Raw genomic sequence first — 5622 nt, 5'->3', positions numbered from 1 at the left:
CGGTCGATGAAGCCCTGCGCCTCGGCCCGCGGAATGCGCAGGTTGCGGGCGAGGCCGAAGCCGGAAATGCCGTAGATCACGCCGAAGTTTATTGCCTTGGCCTTGCGCCGGATGTCGGAGGTCATCTGGTCGAGGGGGACGCTGAACATCTCGGACGCGGTCAGGGCGTGGATGTCGATGCCGTCCTCAAACGCGCGGCGCAGTTGCGGGATGTCGGCGATGTGGGCGAGGATGCGCAGTTCGATCTGGGAGTAGTCGAGCGACACGAGGGTGCGACCCTTGGGGGCGACGAACGCCTCGCGGATGCGGCGGCCTTCTTCGGTGCGGATCGGGATGTTCTGCAGGTTCGGATCGGTGGAGGAAAGCCGCCCGGTGACCGCCCCGGTCAGCGAATAGGAGGTGTGGACGCGCCCCGTATCGGGGTTGATCGCCAGTTGCAGCGCATCGGTGTAGGTGGACTTCAGTTTCGACAACTGCCGCCAATCCAGCACCAGACCGGGCAGCACATGTTCGGTGGCCAGGTCTTCCAGCACGTCCGCGCCAGTGGCATAGGCACCGGTCTTGCCCTTTTCGCCGCCCGGCAGGCCCATCTTGTCGAACAGAATCTCGCCCAGCTGCTTGGGCGAGCCGACGTTGAATTTCTCGCCCGCGGCGGTCTGGATCTCGTCTTCCAGCTGCGCCATCTTTTGCGCGAAGGTATTGGACATGCGGCTGAGGGTGTCGCGGTCGACCTGGATGCCGTGCATTTCCATATCCGCCAAAACCGGCACGAGGGGGCGTTCGAGGGTTTCGTAGACGGTGGTGACGCGGGCGTGGTGCAGTTGCGGCTTGAAAAGCTGCCACAGGCGCAGCGTCACGTCGGCGTCTTCGGCGGCGTATTTCACCGCGTCGTCGATGGTGACTCGGTCGAAGGTGACTTGCGACTTGCCGGAGCCGAGCAAGGACTTGATCGGGATCGGCTGGTGGCCGAGGTAGAGGTCGGACAGCGTGTCCATGCCGTGGTTGTTGGTGCCTGCGTGCATCGCATAGCTCATCAGCATGGTGTCGTCCAAGGGCGCGATCCGGATGCCGTGGCGGGCGAAAATCTTCCAGTCGTACTTCATATTCTGGCCGATTTTCAGGATCGCGTCGTCTTCCAGAACCGGTCTCAGCGCGGCAAGCGTGGCCTCCAGCGGCAACTGGCCTTCGATAAGTGCGGTGGAGCCGAACAGATCGCCGCCACCTTGGGTGTGGCCGAGCGGGATATAGGCGGCGCGGCCCGCGTCAACGCAGAGGGAGATGCCGACGAGGTCTGCGCGCATCTCGTCCAAGCTGGTGGTTTCGGTGTCGATAGCCACATAGCCGATGTCGCGGATATGGGTGATCCAGCGGTCAAGCGCGGCCATGTCGGAGATGCGTTCGTAGGCGGCGTGGTCGAAGGGGAGGCGGTCGGGTTGGGGAGCGTCCTGATGGGTGCCGACAACCTCCATGCCAGAGGTTTCGGGCAGTGCCGGTGGGGCGATCTTCAGCTTTTCGGCGACGCGGCGGGTGAGGGTGCGAAATTCCATGCGGTTCAGGAACTCCATCACCGCGTCGGGGGCGGGGAGCCGCACCTCCATCTCGTCGAGCGAGACGTCGAGGGGCGTGTCGGATTTCAGGGTGACGAGCTGGCGGGAGATGCGGATCTGGTCAGCGTTGTCGACCAGCGCCTCGCGGCGTTTGGGCTGCTTGATCTCGGACGCGCGGGCGAGGAGGGTGTCGAGGTCACCGTATTCCTGGATCAGCAGTGCGGCGGTCTTGATGCCGATGCCCGGCGCGCCGGGAACGTTGTCGACACTGTCCCCTGCGAGCGATTGCACATCCACGACGCGGTTCGGGGCGACGCCGAACTTTTCGAACACCTCGTCGGGGCCGATCATGCGGTCTTTCATCGGGTCGCGCATGTCGACGCCGGGGCCGACCAGCTGCATCAGGTCTTTGTCGGAGGAGATGATGGTGGCGGTGCCGCCCGCCTCCACCGCAAGGCGGGCGTAGGTGGCGATGATGTCGTCAGCCTCATACCCCTCGGTCTCGATGCAGGCGACGTTGAAGGCGCGGGTCGCCTCACGGGTCAGCGGGAATTGCGGGCGCAGGTCTTCGGGCAGGTCAGGGCGGTTGGCCTTGTAGGCGGGGTAGATTTCGTTGCGGAAGGTGAGCGAGGAATGGTCGAAGATCACCGCGATATGGGTGGCGGCGTCGCGGCCACGGTCCTTTGAAATCTCGTTCCACAGGATGTTGCAGAAACCGGCGACAGCGCCGACTGGCAGGCCATCGGATTTCCGGGTGAGCGGCGGCAGCGCGTGGTAGGCGCGGAAGATATAGGCCGATCCGTCGATCAGGTGAAGGTGATGGCCTTTGCCGAAGGTCATGGTGATTTCCCTGCTTTTGCGGCCCGATTTTTACGCGTCGAGTATTGGCAGAAACCGGGGCTGGGGGCTACCCGGTTTGGTCACCGTGATGCCACCACAGTGAAAGGTTCACCGATTGGGTGGTCGGTGTCCAGATGCCGAAAGGAATGCCGGCGGCGCGCAGCGTCTTTCCCAGCCAGACGTTGCAGGTGCGAAACAGATGAAAGCCGCCGTTGGCGTGAAAGAAGGCATCGGTATCGGTGAAGCCGGGGTGATCAAGCGGGCGCGGCAAGCCGCTGGCATCGCGGGCGAAGGTCGCATCGAGGGTTGTGAGCAGCGACTGGTATTGCGCGCCCGACAGGGGAAGAAAGGTTAGTTCCGGCATGTCGGGCAGCGGGCCGAGCGCGTCCAGCCGGAGGACGGAAGTGTCACCGATGGCCGCAGTCAGCACCGCGCTGGCGGTGATGTCGGCGTAGGTGCCGGCGGTGGTGTAAAAGCCAGTGGCACCCCAGCCAACCAGAAGCCACGCCGCGCGCGGATCGTTCAAGGGCACGCCAGAGGCTTCGGCGAAGGCGAACCGCGCGCGAATCCCGGGCGTCAGGGGCAGCAGGATGTCAGTGTGGATAGGGCCTTGAATCAGGCCGATGGTCTGGGTGTGACGGCCGGACAGATCCTGCCCCGGGCCAGGGATCAGCGCGCCGGCGATGCTGGCCAGAAAATAGACCAGCGGCAGGGCAACGATCAGCGCGACGGATCGAAGGGTTCGACGCAATCAGTGATCGTCGTGGGCGTGATCGCGGTCGATCACATATCGTTTGTCGCAATAGCCGCATTCGACCCAGCCGGGATCGGCCGGGATGGTCAGCCAGACGCGCGGATGGCCAAGTGCCCCTTCGCCGCCGTCGCAGGCGATTTTCCAGCTGGTGACGGTCTGGGTTTCCGGGGCGGCGATGGGCATGGGGCGGGTCCTTCATGACTGGCTTGCGCCATATTACCGGATGGGGCGCGGGCGGCAAGTCGTGGTCTTTCCTTCGGTCACGCAGATGCGACGCGCGCGGCGCCACCAGACCAGAACCGTGACACTGGCGCAGGTCAGTCGGGGTGCGGATGTTTCGGACGGACGCGCCGGCACGCCCGGCCTGACAGAACAAGGGATGGCAACGGCGCGGCTAGCTTCCGATCGGTGCGCCGCGGGATTTGAGCGCTGCGAGCCAGCCGAGGCCCTGCGCGGTGCCTTTGGCGGGGCGGTATTCGGCGGCGACCCAGGTGTCGGGGCAATGTGCGTCAATCTCGTCGCACAGGGCAGGCAGGGAAAAGCCGCCGCCGCCGGGTTCATTGCGCAAGGGAAAGCCCGCAATCTGGACGTGGTTGATGCGGTGGCGGTGTGCGGCCCAGACGCTGGCCGCATCGCCGTGCAGACGGGCGGCATGCCAAAGGTCGAACTGCAGGCCGATCTGCGGTAGGCCGATGTCGTCGATGATGCGTGCGGCCTGATCGTAATCGTTCAGGAAATAGCCCGGCATATCATCGGGGTTCAGCGGTTCCAGCGTCAGGGTCAGCGCGGGCGCCTCGGCCGCCGCCCAAGCGAGGTTTTCGGTGTAGCATTGTTCGGCCTGCGGCCCCTTGGCCACCCCTGCCATCACATGCAGGCGGGCGGCCCCCAGACGGCTGGCATATTCGGCGGCGCGCAGGAAACTGTCGCGAAACTGCAGCTCCATTCCCGGCACGGCGGCAAAGCCACGGTCGCCAGCGGCCCAGTCACCCGGCGGCGTGTTGATCAGCGCCACCGGCATGTTGCCCAGCGCCTTTTCCCAATCGGCCATCGAATAGTCATAAGGGAACAGCACCTCGACCCCGTCGAACCCGCAACGTTCCGCCCAATCTGGCCGGTCGAGCATGGTAACTTCGTTGAACAAAAGCGTCAGGTTCGCGGCGAAACGGGGCATGTGGTTTGGATTCTCGCGATCTTTATTCGGGCAGGTCGGATGACGGAATGACAGGAAAGAACTGACCCGAGGACCAGACACCGAACCACCTTTGCCCGGCATGGAGTTCGTGGCAACCCAATTCGATAAGGCGGAAAAAGGATTTCCGGTCGATCAGCGCCTCAAGATTGCTGCGGATCAGGATGTAGGGCGCGGGTTCGCCGGTATCGGGATTGCGCGCAAACCGCAGCGGGTGGTCGGGCCCGGCGATGGCGGTGTCTTCGGTTTTGGTGGTGAAGGTCAGGGTCTGGTCGCGGCCTTGGCCTGCAGCCTCGAAATCGATGGCCAGCAGTGGCGCGTCATCGACGCAGATGCCCACTTTTTCGACCGGGGTCACCAGGAAATAGGCGTCGCCCTCACGTTTCAGGATCGAGGAGAACAGTTTCACCAAGGGCGCGCGGCCAATCGGCGTGCCAAGGTAGAACCAGGTGCCATCGCGGGCGATCCGCATGTCGATGTCGCCGCAAAACGGCGGGTTCCACAGACGGACCGGCGCCGGGCCTTTCGCGGTGGCCAGCTTGGCAGCGGCGGCCAAGGTATCGGCGGTGGGTTTCGGGCCGGGTGGCGTGGTCATCTGGTCCTGCGTGTCAACGGCGCGGATATGGTGCGCGGATATGGCATTTTGTGCTGATGTAAGGCTTGTCGACGGGGATTTCCACGACAAGAGTGCGTGCAATGGCAATCGGGGCCCGCGTCGCAGGGGATGAGGAGTGGATGTTGGAAGATCTTGCCTGGCGCTATGCAATGATGTCGGAACTGCAGATCTGGTTGTTCAGCATCGGTTTTCTGGCGTTTGGCGGGGTAATGGCGGCGCTGTTGCATCGCGGCACGGCGGTTCTGAACCGGGCGCCGTATTTCGCGCTGACGGCGTTGGTAACCCTTGGTATCGCGCTGGGGCAGATGATCTGGCTGCAGGGTGGCCAGGCCATGCTGCACGGTTGGCTGAGCGCGCTGATCGGTCTGGAGGCGGGGTTCAGCCTGGCGGCGGGCTACGCGATGGTTGTGCTGGGGCAGGCGCGGTCACGCGATGCGTTGGGCCACGGGCGGGCGGGCATCCTGAGCCTGGTGCCACTGGCCAACCTGTGGCTGCTGTTCACGCCGGGGCAGGAGCCGTCGCGCGCCGACCCGGTGATTGCGCTGTTGCGCGGGGGTATGGGGGTGACGGTCGGGGTGGCGTTGATGCTGCTGGCGCGCGGGCTGTCGGCGGGGCTGGAGCCAATGATCACAGAGCGCGTGGAGCAGGTGACCGAAGACCCGGCGCATGCGGCAAC

6 protein-coding genes are annotated in these 5622 nt (G+C 64.7%); 1 reads left to right on the top strand and 5 read right to left on the bottom strand.

The features are described 5' to 3' along the window. The 5 genes from polA to RMO18_RS11510 form a co-directional block, all read right to left on the bottom strand. A partial coding sequence (gene polA / locus RMO18_RS11530) for a DNA polymerase I (RefSeq protein ID WP_309666060.1) occupies positions 1–2387 on the bottom strand: 2387 nt, incomplete at its 3' end. Between the two features lie 67 nt (positions 2388–2454). After that, entirely contained in the window at positions 2455–3138 is a 684-nt protein-coding gene (locus RMO18_RS11525; protein ID WP_309666059.1) for a TIGR02117 family protein, read from the bottom strand. Beyond that, entirely contained in the window at positions 3139–3324 is a 186-nt protein-coding gene (locus tag RMO18_RS11520) for a zinc-finger domain-containing protein (RefSeq protein ID WP_309666058.1), read from the bottom strand. 211 nt (positions 3325–3535) lie between these two features. Further along, positions 3536–4312: a TIM barrel protein gene (locus RMO18_RS11515; protein ID WP_309666057.1), complete on the bottom strand. Its 777-nt coding sequence runs from the start codon at positions 4310–4312 to the stop codon at positions 3536–3538. Between the two features lie 22 nt (positions 4313–4334). After that, a complete protein-coding gene (locus RMO18_RS11510; protein WP_309666055.1) occupies positions 4335–4925 on the bottom strand; it encodes a DUF1285 domain-containing protein in 591 nt (196 codons plus the stop codon). A 101-nt stretch (positions 4926–5026) separates the two neighbouring features. Here RMO18_RS11510 and RMO18_RS11505 point away from each other — a divergent pair. Further along, positions 5027–5622: hypothetical protein (locus RMO18_RS11505; RefSeq protein WP_309666054.1), on the top strand; the 596-nt coding region annotated here is incomplete at its 3' end.

Origin of the sequence: Tabrizicola sp., from assembly GCF_031377265.1 — a bacterium.
Taxonomy (GTDB): Bacteria; Pseudomonadota; Alphaproteobacteria; order Rhodobacterales; family Rhodobacteraceae; genus JAUYQR01.
Note: the sequence above shows the minus strand (reverse complement) of the source record. Positions and strands in the feature narration are given on the sequence as shown.

Bases quoted from the DNA above. Each gene is read 5' to 3' on its own strand.
- RMO18_RS11520 (WP_309666058.1), bottom strand. From the start codon at position 3,324: ATGCCCATCGCCGCCCCGGAAACCCAGACCGTCACCAGCTGGAAAATC.
- RMO18_RS11515 (WP_309666057.1), bottom strand. From the start codon at position 4,312: ATGCCCCGTTTCGCCGCGAACCTGACGCTTTTGTTCAACGAAGTTACC.
- RMO18_RS11510 (WP_309666055.1), bottom strand. From the start codon at position 4,925: ATGACCACGCCACCCGGCCCGAAACCCACCGCCGATACCTTGGCCGCC.